At 36.9% G+C, this 17,612-nt stretch carries 16 protein-coding genes; 7 read left to right on the top strand and 9 right to left on the bottom strand.

Features of this window, described 5'->3' with window-relative positions; translation table 11 throughout:
• Positions 1–2 precede the first annotated feature (2 nt).
• On the top strand, positions 3–923 hold the full coding sequence (locus CVD27_RS14255) for a DMT family transporter (RefSeq protein WP_101648577.1): 921 nt from the start codon (positions 3–5) through the stop codon (positions 921–923).
• Positions 924–959: 36 nt separating this feature from the next.
• Here CVD27_RS14255 and CVD27_RS14260 read toward each other — a convergent pair whose 3' ends face one another.
• Both CVD27_RS14260 and CVD27_RS14265 read right to left on the bottom strand, forming a co-directional pair.
• Positions 960–1,229 (bottom strand): DUF6123 family protein, encoded by a 270-nt coding sequence (locus tag CVD27_RS14260; protein WP_101648578.1) that lies wholly within the window; start codon positions 1,227–1,229, stop codon positions 960–962.
• A 35-nt stretch (positions 1,230–1,264) separates the two neighbouring features.
• Positions 1,265–1,756, bottom strand: coding sequence for a divergent PAP2 family protein (locus CVD27_RS14265; protein ID WP_101648579.1), 492 nt, complete (start codon positions 1,754–1,756; stop codon positions 1,265–1,267).
• Between the two features lie 86 nt (positions 1,757–1,842).
• Between CVD27_RS14265 and sspL the strand changes: the two genes are divergently transcribed.
• A complete protein-coding gene (gene sspL / locus CVD27_RS14270; RefSeq protein ID WP_101648580.1) occupies positions 1,843–1,980 on the top strand; it encodes a small, acid-soluble spore protein L in 138 nt (45 codons plus the stop codon).
• A gap of 53 nt (positions 1,981–2,033) precedes the next feature.
• Here the strand turns inward: sspL and CVD27_RS14275 are convergent, their stop codons facing one another.
• The 5 genes from CVD27_RS14275 to CVD27_RS14295 form a co-directional block, all read right to left on the bottom strand.
• Entirely contained in the window at positions 2,034–2,927 is an 894-nt protein-coding gene (locus tag CVD27_RS14275; protein ID WP_101648616.1) for a 5'-3' exonuclease, read from the bottom strand.
• A 62-nt stretch (positions 2,928–2,989) separates the two neighbouring features.
• Positions 2,990–3,820 carry a sulfurtransferase gene (locus CVD27_RS14280; protein ID WP_101648581.1) on the bottom strand — a complete coding sequence of 277 codons (831 nt, stop codon included), beginning with the start codon at positions 3,818–3,820 and terminating at the stop codon, positions 2,990–2,992.
• A gap of 17 nt (positions 3,821–3,837) precedes the next feature.
• Positions 3,838–7,485, bottom strand: coding sequence for a dynamin family protein (locus CVD27_RS14285; protein WP_101648582.1), 3,648 nt, complete (start codon positions 7,483–7,485; stop codon positions 3,838–3,840).
• Positions 7,486–7,820: 335 nt separating this feature from the next.
• Entirely contained in the window at positions 7,821–8,390 is a 570-nt protein-coding gene (locus tag CVD27_RS14290; RefSeq protein ID WP_101648583.1) for an isoprenylcysteine carboxyl methyltransferase family protein, read from the bottom strand.
• Complete coding sequence (locus tag CVD27_RS14295) at positions 8,391–9,479, bottom strand: type III polyketide synthase (protein WP_101648584.1); 1,089 nt, start codon at positions 9,477–9,479, stop codon at positions 8,391–8,393.
• Positions 9,480–10,127: 648 nt separating this feature from the next.
• Between CVD27_RS14295 and CVD27_RS14300 the strand changes: the two genes are divergently transcribed.
• The 3 genes from CVD27_RS14300 to CVD27_RS14310 are packed head-to-tail and all read left to right on the top strand — an operon-like array spanning position 10,128 to position 12,441.
• Positions 10,128–10,277, top strand: a complete 150-nt coding sequence (locus CVD27_RS14300; RefSeq protein ID WP_101648585.1) for a cytochrome c oxidase subunit 2A — start codon at positions 10,128–10,130, stop codon at positions 10,275–10,277.
• A gap of 23 nt (positions 10,278–10,300) precedes the next feature.
• Positions 10,301–10,777: a cytochrome c oxidase subunit II gene (locus CVD27_RS14305; protein ID WP_101648586.1), complete on the top strand. Its 477-nt coding sequence runs from the start codon at positions 10,301–10,303 to the stop codon at positions 10,775–10,777.
• Positions 10,777–12,441, top strand: coding sequence for a b(o/a)3-type cytochrome-c oxidase subunit 1 (locus CVD27_RS14310; RefSeq protein WP_101648587.1), 1,665 nt, complete (start codon positions 10,777–10,779; stop codon positions 12,439–12,441). The genes CVD27_RS14305 and CVD27_RS14310 overlap by 1 nt, the downstream gene beginning before the upstream one ends.
• Before the next feature lie 63 nt (positions 12,442–12,504).
• Here CVD27_RS14310 and CVD27_RS14315 read toward each other — a convergent pair whose 3' ends face one another.
• Positions 12,505–14,007 (bottom strand): carboxypeptidase M32, encoded by a 1,503-nt coding sequence (locus CVD27_RS14315; protein WP_101648588.1) that lies wholly within the window; start codon positions 14,005–14,007, stop codon positions 12,505–12,507.
• A 117-nt stretch (positions 14,008–14,124) separates the two neighbouring features.
• Here CVD27_RS14315 and CVD27_RS28160 point away from each other — a divergent pair, with 117 nt between their 5' ends.
• On the top strand, positions 14,125–14,277 hold the full coding sequence (locus CVD27_RS28160; protein ID WP_180960286.1) for a hypothetical protein: 153 nt from the start codon (positions 14,125–14,127) through the stop codon (positions 14,275–14,277).
• Positions 14,278–14,295: 18 nt separating this feature from the next.
• On the opposite strand, the gene CVD27_RS14320 is transcribed toward CVD27_RS28160, so the two are convergent.
• Positions 14,296–16,659: a nitric-oxide reductase large subunit gene (locus tag CVD27_RS14320; RefSeq protein WP_101648589.1), complete on the bottom strand. Its 2,364-nt coding sequence runs from the start codon at positions 16,657–16,659 to the stop codon at positions 14,296–14,298.
• Between the two features lie 218 nt (positions 16,660–16,877).
• Between CVD27_RS14320 and CVD27_RS14325 the strand changes: the two genes are divergently transcribed.
• The gene (locus CVD27_RS14325; protein WP_101648590.1) at positions 16,878–17,570 is read left to right on the top strand and encodes a Crp/Fnr family transcriptional regulator; all 693 of its coding nucleotides are present in this window, start codon (positions 16,878–16,880) and stop codon (positions 17,568–17,570) included.
• The last annotated feature ends 42 nt before the right edge of the window (positions 17,571–17,612 follow it).

The following is a 17,612-nucleotide window of genomic DNA, read 5'->3' on the forward strand; positions in this document are numbered from 1 at the left end:
CCATGAAAAAGCCTTTGATTGCCGATTTAAGTCTACTGTTCGTTACATTTATATGGGGGACCACGTTTGTATTGGTCCAAAATGCCATTGATTTTCTTCCGCCATTTGCTTTTAATGGCATTCGTTTTATTCTTGCAGCAATTCTTTTATTTATCTGCCTTCTCTTATTTGATGTTAAGCAATTAAAACTGATAGACTTGAAATTACTTTCATCAGGGGTATTTATTGGATTTTGGCTCTTTCTAGGATATGTAACCCAAACGATTGGCCTCTTGTATACCACGACTTCAAAGGCAGGTTTTATCACTGGACTAAGTGTTGTATTAGTCCCACTATTCTCCATGTTTCTACTTAAGCAATATCCGAGTAAAAATGCCGTCTTTGGTGTTATAACAGCGACGATTGGTTTATTTTTTTTGACATTAACTGATGTCTCCGGATTAAATATCGGTGATGGGTTTGTTTTTATATGTGCCATAAGTTTTGGTATGCACATTATTATAACTGGAAAGTTTAGTAATAGATACCCTACTCTATTATTAACTGTTATCCAAATTTCAACCGTTGCCCTTTTATCCACTATTGCTTCTTTCATTTTTGAGGATATAAGAACGTCCGTGAGAATGGAAATTTTATTATCAAAGGATGTTTTGATCGCTTTAGTTGTTACCAGCATCTTTGCTACAGCCATTGCTTTTTTTATTCAAACTAATTTCCAAAAGTATACCTCAGCCACAAGAGTTGCATTAATCTTTGCTATGGAGCCCGTATTTGCGGCAATTGCAGGCTATTTTTGGGCCCATGAACGTTTGTCGATTAGTGCTCTTTTGGGATGTATCCTAATTTTTATGGGTATGATTTTTGCAGAACTGCCCGCAGGAAAACTCTCTTTGTTGAAGAAAAGTAAAGGTTTGGAAAGTTAACAAGCTCCCTTTTGTGCAGGGAGCTTGTTTAATGTATTAAATCGTGATTAATTCATTTTCCTTCACGTATTGTAATGCAGCTTTTCTTGATTCTATATTATTTGCTGTTAACATCTCAAGCAAGGCTACATAGAAACTCCCATCAAAACGTTTTTGCGCTTTTAAAGTCAGTTCTATAGCGGTATTAATAATCTCATCGGAAGCATTTGTATAGTGTTTTCCGAAGAAAATAAAACCAATTGCATCCTCTTGAAATTGAAAGCCCTTCTCTTTCAGGAAATACAAATAATCTTCAACTGTTAACACGGTTTAGACCAATCCTCTCCCACACATATGAACAGTTAAAATCTTAACTTAAATATCGACAATTTTCTATCTTTTTTTGTGCATAGATGGCCTATGACACCAACCAACACTCCAAATATTGCTCCTCCAACAACTTCCTCTGGTTGGTGGCCTAACACTTCTTTCAGCTTTTTTGGAGCTTCTTGCTTATATTCGAGGCTTTCTTCTTTATGAATTTTTTCAATTAAATCATTCATTGAATTTACTTTAAGTGTTAATTCCCCAGTCTGCCTTCGAACTCCCTGGGCATCATACATGACAATTAAGCCATAGACAAGAGATAGAGCAAAGTCAAAGGTTGGCAATCCTCTTTGCAGCGCAATATAAGTAGTCAAAGTGGAAACACCCGCAGAATGCGAACTAGGCATTCCACCTGTACCAAAAAACAAGTCAGGTCTCCATTCTTTCTTCTTGAAGTAATGAATCGGTATCTTTACTCCTTGAGCCAAACCGATACTTAAAAGGGCTAAATAAACACCTTTGTTCATCATATCACCTCTATCCATTATTGTTTAGAAAGTGGAGTTTTATTATTCCTTGTGGAAATACTAAAAAAAGTGGGAGGTGATGTGTTTTGACTAAAGAAGGAAACGGCCGGGGAGTAAAAGCTCCAGGCGTAAATCCGCAAGGCTACGGACAAGATGCTGAAATGACAAAGGATCCAAAAAGTAAGTTGGAAAATAGAGCAAAGAAAAGCAATACTAAAATATAAACATCTGCTGGTATGAGTAAAGGGTGTCCCCATGATTAGGAACACCCTTTTACTTAAGAAATAATAGCTTCATTCAGTGGAAGGAGACGCTGCAGTCCGCGAAGTTCAATTTCCATCAACTTATTTAAAGCTTTCTCCTTTGAGATTCGCAAGCCTGCTTTTTCAAGTTCACACGTTACCGGTACATCACATTTAATCTCCGCTAATATCCTAGACAAATGAAGCATGTCTAAATCCTGTTCAATCTTAGATTTATGGGATTTTGATAAGCGCTCTAGATTAGTAATTATTCCTTCCACATGTTCAAACTCTTTTAAAAGTTTAAGGGCTGTTTTTTCACCTATCCCTTTAACACCAGGATAATTGTCGCTTGGATCCCCCATAAGAGCCTTTAAATCAATCATCTGTCTTGGCATAATCCCTTTTTCTTCAAAGAATGTTTGGGGTGTATGGACATGGTAATTGCCATACCCCTTTTTAAGCAAAATAACTGAAATATCCTCGTCTAGCAGCTGTAGAATATCTTGGTCACCCGTTAATATAGATACATGTGCAATATCCTTCATTTGATGGGCAATAGTTCCTATACAATCATCTGCCTCAAATCCAGACATTCCAATATTGGGAATATCAAAGGACTCAACAACCTCTTTGACCAAATCAAATTGCGGGATTAGCTCAATCGGTGCCTCACCGCGATTCCCTTTATAATCAGCAAATATTTCACTTCGAAAAGTTTTGCTTCCCATATCCCAACAAACCGCTAGGTGGGACGGCTTAAATGAAGAAACAGCCGTAAATAAGTGTTTAACAAAACCATGGATTCCATTAGTAGGAATCCCCTTTGAATTTATCATAAATTGACCTGTTACTGCCGTGGCATAAAAAGCACGGAACAACAGCGCCATACCATCAACAAGCATTAATGAAGGCTTTTGATTTTCCAATTCCATCGTCCTCCTCATGTCATTCTAATAAAAATCACGTTTACCATTATAACATAGGATGACTAATTTGATGATTCAATTTTATTTTCTTCATAAGAAATCCAGTCACTAAAACTTCCAACATAAAGTTTAACATTTTCATAACCAGCTTCTTTTAGCGCGAGATAATTAGGGGCTGCGGTTACTCCAGAACCGCAATACACAATAATAGGCTGGGTTGAGCTAAATTCAGAGAATCGCATAAATTGTTCAGGGATTTCTAAATACTGCCCTCCTCTGAATCCTTCCATCCACGGTTTATTAAGCGCACCTGGAATATGTCCTGCTTTTTTATCAATAGGTTCTTCTAAACCAAGGTACCTTTTTGCTTCACGTGAATCAATTAAAACCTTGCTTTGTTTCTTGACAGCATCTTTAACCTCTTCATAAGTTGCAAGCAATTCAGCTCTCAAATTTGTCCGAAAATCCGCCTTTTTAAAGGTTGGAATCTTATCGGTTAGCGAAAATTCCGCTTCCAGCCAACCCTTAAATCCACCATCTAGTACAAACACATTGTCGTGTCCAAGATATTGCAAAAGCCACCAAAAACGAGCTGCAAATGCGCCTTCCCCATCATCATAAGCAATGACCACAATATCATTACCGATTCCCGCGTTTTCAAGCTTTTTAACGAAGACATTTATATCTGGCAATGGATGGCGTCCACCGTGATTACCCACCGTTCCTGATAAATCTTGTGCTAAATCAAAGTAAACGGCTCCTGGCAAGTGATTTTGTATATAATTCAGTTTTCCCTTTTGTGGGTCAGCTAATGAAAACCGGCAATCAATAATTCTTACATTTTCATCATTTACATGTTTCACTAACCATTCACGGTCTTTTACATACTTCATGCTTTCATTCCCCCTATTTATTTTGAAAGCTTTTCCTCTATTTCCATCAGAAGTTCTACGGAAACCCCTCCGTCTAAAGCCGAAAGCACACTTAAGTAAAAATCCTCAGCCTGGTCATCTATTAATTTTAATAAAAGACTGAAATTATCCTTTAGTTCGGTATCATAATAATGATTTAGCCGAACAGCTTCATTCTTTAGATAATCATCCGCAAGTGTATTCAGCATTTGATACAGCTCATCGCTCATTAACTTCTTATCATTTTTCTCAAAAAAGGACTTAGGATTTTTAAAATAAGAAAGTGCTTTGCTAAAGAGCTGCTGATTTATATTCTTGAACGCAATCGGGAAATCAATATCGTTACTTTCCTTTTTTTCAAACAATGAAAAGGATAAGTCTTGATTTATTTCAAGGAAATTCCGAGTAAGCCGTTCTTGATAATCTGTAAACAGTTTATCAAGAAACCGATCTAATCTTACAGTTGTTGCTCTAAGTTCTTGTGCAAAATCATAGCCAAAGCTTTCAAGAAATTCATCAAGTCCAGCTTGTAAAGCTTTTTTCAGATTGCGGCCATCATCCCTTAAAGTAGACGGGTTAAAAGCCTCCTTAAAGAAATCGCCAAATCGTAAGAAGACTCTTTGCTTAATATAGAAAATTAATTCTTCTGCTTCTTGAGTCAATCGATTTTGTAGTGGTGCAACTGTTTCGTTCTCAAGAAGAACCTTAACCTTGGCTTTTTGATTTTCAATTTCAGCTCGTTTTTGTTCTTTCATTACCTGGTCTTGTTGAGAATTTGAAATAAGTGTCTCGACCAATTCATGGACCCTTGACAATTCTTTTTCTGCTGAAGAGATGGCCATTTCTGTAAGGTCATTCGCAATAAAGTGATAAAATGCCTCCTCAAATGGCTGCATACCTGATGATCCATTAAAATCGGGATTGGTTTTTTCCTTTAATGCCAAAAGACTTGATAAGGAATATAGATGTGGGTTTCTTATCCCATACTTAACTAAATGTTCTTCAACATAATTGGCAACAGACTCTTTTTCTTCCTCGTCTTCAGCAAGGTCAATCGCATTAATGATAAAAAACATTTTATCCATTTGAAACGATTCCTTTACACGTCCAAGCTGAATTAAAAATTCACGGTCTGCTTTAGAGAAGGCATGATTATAATAAGTGACAAATAGTATCGCATCCGAATTTTTAATATAATCGAAAGCTACACCAGTATGTCTGGCATTAATGGAATCTGCTCCAGGTGTATCGACTAATGTAATTCCCTTTCTTGTCAACTCACAATCATAGTAAAGCTCAATCCATTCTACATAACATGATTTTTCTTCTTGAGCTACGAATTCATGAAAGTCAGCTAAATCGGTTGTCTTTATGGTACCTAGTAATTCTGCAAAGGAGTTAAATCCCTTTTTAAATGCATGCAAAAAGGCTAAATGTGTCTTTTCTAGTACTCCCTGTCCATGCTCAAGTATTATTTGATCGATCCTGCTTACAGCCTCTAATAATCCCCCAGCATGAAGATCAAAAACCTTTAAGGACCGATTGACATCTTCAAGCATACTATTTGTCTCTTTAAACTTTACTAGAACAGTACCATGAGGATGTTCACCCGTGACGGGTTTGATTTTATTAATTGCAGCAGTCGTTGGGTTCGGAGAAACAGGCAGGACCTTTTCTCCCATTAATGCATTGGCAAAAGAAGATTTACCAGCACTAAATGCCCCAAATAGAGCTACTGTAAATCCTTTATTAGCAAGCCTATCAGCCTTTTCGGTTAATTCTGATGATATTTTACCAAAACCAGGCAGGTCCTTTATAAGGTTGGATGCACGTTTAAGTTTAGCTGTTGTTAGCTGTAAATGATCACCAGTAAGTTTTTTATCTTTTTTATTTACTGCCTGATGTACTTTGGCTTCCCTTGGTTTCTCGGGCTTTACTTTCACCTTATTTACCTCTCCACTGGAATGAACAACTTCATATTCCTCTTCTTCAGAAGTAAAAAGATGGTTAGTATCTTCCATTAAGGATTCCGTTTTTGCTAACAGTTCATTTATTAATTTTTCACGATTAAGATTTGCTTGTTCATACATTTTCAGCTCATCTAATGCATTCACATATTTTCCGAGGTCTTGGAATTCCAGTTCATATTTTTCCTTCAATTTCGCACTCTGTACTTTTAATGCTTCAATTAATTTTTCTTTAAAGTCAGTTAATTGGTTTCTGGCTAATCTCTTAATCTCATTCGCGACATCTTCCGTATAATGAAGGACATAGTCTCCAGTCACACGAGCCCCTTGCTTAACTAAATTGCTTATTAGTTCGGATGGAATAGGTATAGAGAAAGATTGTGCTAAGCCTTGAAGTTCTGGCTGGTCAAGTTCAGTTAACTTAAGGGTGGAGAGTAAATATTCACGTAAATGCCACTCAAGCTGAGTTCTTGTTTTCTCAATAAGATCTTGATGAAAACTGGTTAACCTTTTATTCCTCTCCTCTTCTGTTTTTTGTTTTGAAAAAATAAAACCAACTTTAAAATCCTGTTGACAACTTTCCAAATACTTTTCAGCTAATTCCCTCGTCTGGAATGGCATAAGATAGGCATTCTTCATGATTTGAGCAATCTCTAAATCGAATTCCTTTTCTTTTTCTACAAGTCCCTCTTTCACATTATTAAGGTTTGACACTATTCTTTGGTAGTTTGATAAAAGGTCCTGTTTTTGCTGCTCTGATAAATCATTCAGTACATCCATTGAATTAGAAATCTCTTGAGCATTCTGCTTTTTTACATAACTTAAATGATCAAAGGTGATTTTCTTTAATGAATGGAAAACAGATGGGACGATTAATTGGTCTTTCTCAGCCAGTTTATCAGCAATAAATGCTTGTAACTGTTGATATTGGTTAAACGGATGGCTTGAATCTTTTAAAGAAGTATAAAAAATCCTTGCTGGTTTCACACCCCATGATGCAAAGGAGTCAACGACACTCTTTTTGAAATCTTGAAAAGTTAATTCGTCATCATTATGTTTATCAATTTGATTGATGACAAGATATACCTCTTTACCTGCCTCTGTTAATTCCTTGGTAAATAAAAAATTTAATTCAGCTTGAACATGATTATAATCCATTACATAGAAAATCAAATCGGCTAGGTGGATGGCAGATTCTGTTGCGATCCGGTGAGCATCATCCGCGGAATCAATCCCAGGGGTATCCATGATAATCGTATTGGATGGTAACTTAGAATCACTGTGACTAATTTCCACTGCCTCAATCTTGTCGCCATCCTTGCAATATTTTTTGACTAAATCATAATCATAGGGAGCTAAATAAAGCCTTGGTTTTTCATTCTTAAAAAATACTTTTGCATAATCTTCACCGGATTTTACTTTTACTAGATTGGCACTTGTTGGAATGGGGCTTGATGGCAGCAGATTCTCCCCTACTACCCGATTGATCATCGTCGATTTTCCAGCTGAAAAATGGCCGCAAAAAGCGATAGAATACTCACGGTTCTCTAACTTTTTTGCGAGCTGTCTAACTTTTTCGGCCTGTACTTGATCCTGTTGATTTCTTAAATATTCGTAAACCGAAACCATTTTGCTTTTTAGTGTTAGAAAAGTTTCTACCCGTTTAGCTGTTTGAACCATTTACATATTCCCCTTAACATTGTAGTAATATTTTTTATTTTATACGATAATTCAAACATTTCCTATTATGACTTAGCATTTACCATGAAAAATTCTCTAAAAACAATAAAAACCAAGGATTTCTCCCTGGCTTTTGAAAAAATTTACTATTGAGTTACATGTTTCAAGACGTGCTTCATGACAAATGCGTAAATAATCACCGTTCCACCAACAAAAGCAAAAGTCATATGTAACACCTTCCTCCGTCAAAATCATCTTGAGAATGATTTTCATTATTGTTGTTATTTTAGCATGATTGATAATCATTTTCAATAATCTATTTATAACTGTCACATTTATTTAACAATCTTCGGAATAAATCGATGACAATCTCGAAAGGTTTCTTCATATTCAGTTAGTGATTTTAGGGCTTTTTCTTCAATAGGGATGCGAATCATTAACATCAAGATATTTAAGCCTGTGAAAATAATGGCTGTATAATAAGAGCTAAACAGCATAGGAATAGCAGCCATCTCAATGGCTACCACAAGATAATTGGGATGCTTTAAAAAACGGTAAGGACCCCTTCTAACAATCTTTGCATTTGCTAAAACAAGTATTTTTGTATTCCAAAATCTCCCCAGTGAAATTATTACCCATATTCGTAACATCTGTGCAAAACAAAATAAACTTATAAATAAAGGCCATAGGGATGAAGTTCCTCGTTTAAGCACAAACGTTTCCACTAACAGGGAAACGAAAAACATGCTATGTAAAAGAACCATATACTTATAGTGTTTTTCCCCAAATTCCACGGCACCTTGCTGTTTCATCCATTTCTCATTACTTTTTGCAACAAAAAGTTCGATAAACCGCTGAAGGATGATGAAGATTACTAACAAAAGAAAGGAAATCCCGTTAATCATTTATTGCCACCTCATAAGGAGAAATTCTGAGCTAAACCCTGGACCAAGCGCTGTTGCAAGTCCCAAATCACCTTGAGGAACATCAAGTTCCATAAAACGCTTTAACACATACAGAATAGTTGCTGACGACATATTGCCATAATTCTTTAAAACATCAAGTGAGATTTCATTCATCGAAGCAGGAATTCCTAATGATTTAACATAAGCGTCTAATACTTTTTTTCCGCCAGGGTGGGCAATAAAATGATTAATTTGTGACAGTTCCATATGATGCTGAGATAAAAAACCAATCACATTAGGTCTAAGCCAGCCTTCAATAATATGTGGTATATCACGGGAGAACACCACATATAATCCTGAATTTCGTATATCCCAGCCCATTACCTCTAAAGAATCAGGCATTAGTGTGGATTGGGTCGCTAAAATGGATGGTGAAGCTGCCTTTTTACTATAAGTATCTTTTCTAACTTCATCGCCTATGACCAATGCGCACGCAATCCCATCAGCAAATAGAGATGTTCCAATCAAATTACTTTTTGAAAGGTCATTTTTTTGAAATGTTAAACTGCAAAGTTCAACGGAAAGGACAAGGACCTTCGCCTTAGGGAAAGCGGAACAGTATTCAAAAGCTCTGGAAAGTCCAACGGCGCCACCTGCACAGCCCAGCCCCCAAATCGGCACCCGCTTTATATGAGGATCAAAGGTTAATTGGTTAATGATTCTCGCATCAATACTGGGAGTTGACATCCCTGTTGTTGAAATAAAGAAAATGGCCTCTACCTCTTCAAAAGGGATTTCCTTTTGAAGAAAACTGTCATTTTTTAAGCATTTAACAATTGCCTTTCTACCGAGGGCAACTGCTGATTCAATATAAGCATTGTTTTTTTCTTCAAAGGTATGACTTTCTCTAAACCATTCTAAACTTTGAACAAAGTGTCTTTTTTCAATTTGCCCGTTCTGAAAGGCTTTTAATAGTCTCTCGATATCCTTAAATGAGTTTGCAAACAGCTCTCGCGCAAACTCAGATGCTTGGTCTTGATTTACTTGAAAGGGTGGAATAATTTCAGAAACGGAAATAATGGCAGGCATCACTCTATCTCCTTAAACATGAATAAAGGTATTTTTTCCGTTGCTGATGAAATTATTCCCAGTTATTAGAGGTAAAAAAAATGCTTCCCAAGAACGGGAAGCAAACGTTTTGAAGGTTGTTGTTGTGCACATAAATTATATCGCGGTTTGAAAATTACTTCATTAGATAAACTTTTCCAATTCTCATAACTTTATCTATTCTTCCTGTTTTCATTTTTCGGACTGCTTTTGAACTTCAATCTTAATTTTTTTATTGGCCAGTACACCGCACACCTTGCAATACTCAACTTCATTATATAAAAGGCGACAATTCTCGCAATAATATTTCTCCATCTTTACCACTCACTTTCCTAAATTTTAGCAATATATGATTATCATATTTTTAGAAATCAAGTTTGTTCCGTAGTTATATTAAAACAAGCACTCACAGATGAGTATGTTGAATTCACAGTTTATTCACATTTCTTGAAGAGGCTAGTGACATTAATCACTGTTGCATCAAGTTTTTATCATTAACATAGTAGATAACTAAGGAATGAAGAATTTGTGAACTTCACAAATTGATATTTTTCTTTCGCAATAGTTTTGTATTATGAAAGAGAGAAATGATTAATTTAATTTTAATTTTCTGAAGGGAGTGCTAGGGGGATGGCAAAAGCGGAACTAAAAACAAAACAAAAAACAGAAGTGGAAGACAGCTCTTCTCTTAAAGGGACATTGGCGTCCGTTTTCTTTTTGGGAGCGTTTATTATTGTGACTTGGGTAAGTGTGTATTACCTATTCGTAGAACGTTTTTAATTGATTAAGGGGGGGAAGATATCATGCACATGCATAAATATGAAAAAATCTGGCTGACCTTTGGAATTGGCTGCCTTGTTGTTTTTCTATCAGTGGTAGGTGTCAGCGCTTTCTACCTTGGGAACAAGCCGGCAAGCTGTTTAACTACCATTAATTCTGAAAAAGTTGATCAAACTAAGCCTTTTGATAAACCCGGTTTGCATAAGGTGGAAGGAAAAGATTGGGACTATGAATTAGTTTTTGTAGCATCTGCTTTCTCATATAATCCTGCACAGGTTAAGGTACCGCTCGGTGCGAAGGTAAAGGTTATTGCTACAACTAAGGATGTTATACACGGCTTTGAAATGGCTGGTACAAATATAAATATGATGTTAGAGCCAGGGTATGTCAGTGAATATACGACTACATTTGACAAGACGGGCGAATTTTTAGTTATTTGTAATGAATACTGTGGTTCTGGACACCACTTAATGAGTGCAAAGATAGAGGTGGTTAAATAATGGCGAACGATAATGCACGATTCAAAGTAGACCCGCGTGATGCAAAGCTTTCAATGGCACACTTTTTCGTTGCCTTTTCGGCTCTTGCTCTCGGCGGATTAATGGGACTCCTTCAAACCCTTGTACGATCTGGTAAATGGGAACTTCCTTGGGGAATTGATTATTATCAAATTTTAACAGTCCATGGTGTTTTAATGGGACTTGTATTAACAACCTTCTTTATAATGGGGTTCCAATACGCCGCTGTAAGTAGAACTACGGGTGGTCATTCCACTGCGGCAAGACGAACTGGATGGATCGGTTTTTGGGTGATGTTAATTGGTACTGTAATGGCAGCAACCATGGTTTTACTTAAAGAAGCGTCCGTACTATATACATTTTATGCACCACTTAAAGCACACTGGATTTTTTACTTAGGATTAACTTTTGTTGTAATCGGCAGTTGGGTTGACGGTGCAGCACAAATTATGACCTATGCAAAATGGCGAAAGAATCATCCAGGTAAACCAAGTCCATTATTAAGCTTTATGGCTGTTATCAATACCGTTCTTTGGATTGTCGCAACATTAGGTGTAGCTGCAACCGTTTTATTCCAGCTTCTTCCTTGGTCACTTGGATTAGTTGACACTGTTGATGTTTTAGTCAGCCGTACATTATTCTGGTATTTTGGTCACCCATTAGTTTACTTCTGGCTGCTGCCAGCGTATATGTGCTGGTATGCAATTATCCCGAAAGTAATCGGAGGAAAGATCTTTTCAGACTCTTTAGCAAGACTTTCGTTTATTTTATTCTTACTCTTCTCCATTCCGGTTGGTTTCCATCACCAATTAACGGAGCCTGGTATTGATCCGGCATGGAAGTTCTTACAAGTTATTTTAACATTTATGGTTATTATCCCATCATTAATGACTGCTTTCTCATTATTTGCTACTTTTGAGAGATACGGCCGCTCCAAAGGGGCAACAGGTCTTTTTGGATGGTTCAAAGTATTACCATGGAATGATGCCCGCTTTACTGTTCCATTTATTGGTATGGCTTCCTTTATTCCAGCCGGTGCCGGTGGTATTATAAATGCCTCAAACCAAATGGACCAGGTCGTTCATAATACGATTTGGGTTACAGGCCACTTCCATTTAACAGCTGCAACATCTGTTGTATTAACATTCTTTGGTATTTCCTATTGGCTAGTGCCGCATTTAACTGGACGAAAGTTAACAAAATCTATGAATAAATTGGGTATTATCCAGGCATGGATTTGGTTTATCGGTATGGTATTCATGTCAGGCGCAATGCATATTGAAGGTCTGCTTGGCGGACCAAGACGTTCTGCATTCTCAACCTATGGTGGAGCGAAGCAAGCAGCGGAATGGATTCCTTACCAAATTGCTCAAGCTGTGGGAGGAACCATTTTATTCCTGGGGATTATTTTAGTCATTATTATTTTTGTTAATCTTGCCTTCTTTGCTCCTAAGGGAGAAGAGGAATTTCCAGTTGCAGAAGCAGAAGCTGGTGAGGAACAAGCACCAATGGTATTTGAAAATTGGAAATTATGGCTTGGCATTACAGCAGCACTTATTTTATTTGCCTACACGATTCCATTCATTGATATCATCCAAAACGCTCCTCCTGGTTCTAAAGGATTTCAAACTTGGAGTAAATGGTAAGTTTCGTTGATTATGCAAAAGGCTTCAATCCTCCAGATTGAAGCCTTTTTATCTATTTCCGCATCAACTCATTTGATAAACATCTTTATACTTTTCATAAAGATAATCAATTAAATAATTTGGATTTAGTCCTTCCCCAGTCACATTCTGTAAAATTTCAAGCGGTTTTTTCATTTTTCCGAATTGATGAATCTTTTCAGACAGCCATTCTTTTATTGGCAGAAGTTCTCCATTCTCAACCAAACGATCAAAATTTGGAATCTCCTCAAGCATTTTATGTTTAAACTGTGCTGCATACATATAACCTAATGCATAGGAAGGAAAATAACCAAAACTTCCTCCGGCCCAGTGAACATCCTGCAAGACTCCCTCTGCATCATTATTCGGTCTGATTCCCAAGTATTCCTCATATTTTTCATTCCAAATTTGAGGTAGATTTTTAACATCCAAATCCCCATTGAATATTCCTTTTTCAATTTCATAGCGAATAATTACATGGAGTGGATAAGTTAGTTCATCAGCCTCAATTCTAATAAACGATGGTTTTGATTCATTAATCGCCCTATAGAAATCCTCTAGTCCTACTTCATCAAACTGACCATTTGCGTATTGTTTTAAAAGTTCGAAGTTGTTTTTCCAAAACGCATAGCTTCGTCCCAAAATATTTTCATAGAAAAGGGATTGTGATTCGTGAATTCCCATAGAGGTCCCTGTACAAAGCGGTGTACCGATTAATTCTTTTGAAATATTCTGTTCGTATACTGCATGGCCGCCTTCGTGAATAGTACCAAAAACAGCGGTGCGGAAGTCCTGTTCATTATAATTGGTGGTGACACGAACATCTCCGGGATTGAGTCCGGTGGCAAAAGGATGAACCGTTTCATCTAGTCTTCCAGCAAGAAAATTGTATCCTATTTTTTCAAGTATTTTTAAACTTAGCTCACGTTGGTTCTCCTTAGGAAAATATTCAAATAGAAAATCCGTCTTTGGTTTAAATGGTGATTCAGAAACAGCTTTAACCAAAGGGATAATTTTATCTCTCAGCTCGCCGAGTACTTGATCTAAAATACTCACGGTCATTCCAGGTTCGTACATATCTAATAAAGTATCATACTTCGTTTCATGATTTCCCCAGTAGTTGATAAATTTTTTTGTCATTTCCACTAGTTTTTCTAAGTAAGGACTAAACAAGGCAAAATTAGATGTTGCCTTTGCTTCCTCCCAAACAGTTTCGGCTTTGGATTGGAGGATGACATATTCTTTATACTCTTCTTCTGGTATTCTTTTGTTCCGTTCATATTCCCGTTTGCATTCTTGCAGGACTTTGCTAGTCTTTTCTGAAAGAGATTGTTTAGATAAATTTGCTATGTATGCAGCCATCTCCTCGGATGTGGACATTTTAAACACTTCGGAAGAAAGCATTCCAATTACTTCTGAACGTTGTTCAACTCCTTTTTTTGGAGCCCCGGTCCTTAAATCCCAATAAATCAGTCCAAGTGCCTCATTGTAAGCTGAGATTTTTTTTACATAATCTAAAAATTCCTTTTCTAATTGTACAGTGTTCATACCAAGCCCCTCCTATTCATTAGTTAAATTTTAACATATAATTGAACTAAGAGTGATAATGTCATTTATCAAACCTCAACATAATTCTATTTATATATTGTGAAAGGTGGATTGTTCATGAAGGAATTGGTGGGTGTTTGTTCAGAATGCGGGAAAGAAGTATATTGCTTAGATGGATTTTTGAATGGTGTTCATACCCCCAATAAAGAACTTTATTGTTTCGATTGCTTTGAAACACATGTCCTGCAAAAAAAAGCACCGCAAAGCTAGCTTTGCGGTTTATTTCTTTTATTCATCTTCCACTGCTAAGTCTTTTACAGGAAGCTTTTCTCCCTCATTATGTGTAGGTTTTCGTAAATGGAACAATGCCTTTAAACAGAATAACAACAATACCACAACCCCAATAAGGAAAATGGTGTCAGGCACCGCACGCCAGGTTAATAAGGTTTGGACCAAGTCTTTTTGCAGGAAGGCTGCAGAGCGGGATGCAGCATATCCATGATGGAAGGCTTCTTTAATTTGAATAAATCCGACAGGAAGTAAGGATAAAAAGACCATCCCTGCCAATCCCACATTTAACATAATGCAGCTAAATTTAATCCATTTATCGTTCCAGAATTCAGGTTTAACGATATTACGCAGTGAGTATAGAAGAACGGCAATTGCAAACATACCGTATACACCCATCATGGAACCATGGCCATGTGCTGGTGTTAAAAATTGCCCGTGTTCAAAATAACTTACTGCCGGAAGGTTAATCAGGAATCCTAAAACTCCAGCCCCTACTAAGTTCCATATTGCGACTGAGATTAAAAACCAGAAAGTTCCCTTATATGGGAAATCCACCCCACCCTCACGCATCATTTTGTATTGTTCGTATGCTTCAAGAATTAATAGAGTTAATGGAATAACTTCTAAGGCTGAGAAAACAGCCCCAAGTCCAAGCCAAACCTCTGCTGACCCATTGTAATAATAGTGGTGTCCAATTCCAATCACACCACTGCCTAATAAAAGAATTAATTGGAAATAAAGCTGTCTTACAGTAGATTTTTTCGTTACAAGACCTAACTGAACCATCAAGAATCCAATGACGACAACCGCAAACACTTCAAAAATTCCCTCTACCCATAAATGGATAATCCACCAGCGCCAATAATCAGCAAATGTAAAACTTGTTCCTGGGTTAATAAATAAGGCAAAGATGTAAAATGCCGGTACCGCAATAGCCGAGTAGAATAATAGATGGATAAGACCACCCTTATCAGGCTCTCTTTTTAAGCCTGCCCGAATTCCACGATAAACAATAAACAGCCAGATAAGCATACCTACAATCAGAATAAGCTGCCAAATGCGTCCCAATTCAATATATTCCCAGCCATTGTTTCCGAGCATGAACCAATTATTCCCTAAGTATCCTTTCGCTCCCAGCCATTCTCCTGCCATACTTCCAGCCACCAGAACAACCAGTGCCCAAAATAAGATATCGACTAATAGACCTTGTTTCTTAGGCTCGTAACCGCCAACAAGCGGAGCAACATAAATCCCCATACCCAGCCAAGCAGTAGCAATCCAGAAAATGGCCAACTGTAAATGAAACCCTTTGGTTATATTGAATGGTAGAATATCGTGAATCCACTTAATACCGAAGAAGCTGTCTGGCTCAATATAATAGTGGGCCAGTAATGCTCCAAACATACATTGGACAAAAAACAGGGCAGAGACAATCACAAAATATTTTCCGCTTTTTACTTGTGAACTTGTCACTGGAATTTTTCGTAAATCAATCTTAGGGAAATGACCTTCTTTATATGCTTCCTTCATACCAAACTGGTAGCGATAAAATACAAATAATATAACCCCTACCATTAAAACAAACAAAGTAATACTTGCCCCGCTCCACCAAACCGCAGAAAAGGAAAGATGGTTTCCTGCATCTTCGTAATAAGGCCAGTTATTTGTATAAGTGATGGTATCCCCTTTACGGACCGTACTTGACAGCCATGCCGTCCAAAAGAAGAAATCAGATATTTGTGTAATCTGGTTACCCTTTGCCACATATGCACGATTCTTTTCCGGCATATCCGCTTCTTTAATTAGATTAGCTTTTAAGCCCCAGCCGTCACCTTTTGTAAAAACTTTTTTGTAATGTTCCTTTACTTTCTCAAGCCCAAATACTTGGGCATCCGTTAACTTCATTGTATCTTTAGTGCTGTCATAGCGATTTTTGCGCATCTCTTTAATAACATTGTATTTGATTGCAAACTTTTGATCTTCTGTCAAGGCCGCAAAATCTTTACCGTATTGTTTGTTGGCTTTGAAATCCTGCATACCCTCCGTATAAATTTTTAAAGCTTCAGCCGTATAATCCGGTCCCATATAAGAACCATGGCCCAGCACAGTTCCGTAATCCATCAAACCGTACTTTTGAAAAACTGCTTGGCCTCCCATAATCGACTCTTTTGTAAAAAGAACCTCCCCCTTTTCATTTGTTACCTTTAATGGTCTTGGTGCTTGTTCCTTGAAAATCCAATAGCCCCCTGCAAGTAAAACCGTAAAACTTAATAAAATGGTAATCATTAAAACCGATTTTAATAAGCCATTCCGATTCGTCTTTACCACTTTATTCAATACTGTCCCCTTTTGAATTTCCATCTAAATTCATCCTTTCTTGTTTCTTCACATTTGGTATTGTATCGTTGATATCAAACCAATAAAGTGAAGTTCCTCAACGAATTCAAGTGATTTTTCTCACATTAGTGAGAATTATTTTCAGGAAAGTTATACTGCTATGATGGAGGTCACATAAAAACAAAGTAAACATTGCTACAATGTAACTAATACCGTGACTTACTAGATGAAGGTGATATTAAATGGAACAAGAGGTTATTATTAGACGATTATCGGAAGTACCCATATTTAAAGAATTATCAGCTGAGGAACTTGATCCGATTGTAAAGATAGCCCAAACCCGTTTTTATAAACATAAAATGTATGTCTTTATGCAGGAAGATCCTCTAGATCGTGTATTCTTTATTCATTCAGGAAAAGTAAAGATCTATAAGTCTGATCAAATGGGGAAGGAACAAATAATCTCTGTCATAGAACCAGGCGAAATGTTTCCCCATGCAGGTTTTTTTAGGAAGGGGAAATTCCCTGCTTATGCTGAGGTTTTAGAAGATGCCCACCTTATCGTAATTCCAATCGATAGATTTGAAAAAATCCTAATATCCTATCCAGAACTTTGTATAAAGCTTTTTAAAGTACTAGGAGAAAAAATTGTAGATTTGCAAGGAAGGTTAGAAGCCCAAGTACTTCATAATACTTATGAACAAATTATTTTACTGCTTATCAGGTTATGTAAATCTAATGGGGAAAAGGTTGGAGGACTTTACAAACTTACTACCCAATTCACTAATCGCGAATTAGCCAACATGATTGGAACATCGAGGGAGTCTGTCAGCAGAACTATCACGCAGGTAAAGAAAAAACAACTGGTTTCTCTTGACGATAATGGTTTTTATTTAATTAATCGCGAAGCACTCAAACAGGAATTATTCTATTAAAAAAATAAAGCGGAAGCAATCTAACCTTCCGCTTTACTCGTT

Origin of the sequence: Neobacillus cucumis (genome assembly GCF_002860255.1) — a bacterium.
Taxonomy (GTDB): Bacteria; Bacillota; Bacilli; order Bacillales; family Cytobacillaceae; genus Neobacillus; species Neobacillus cucumis_A.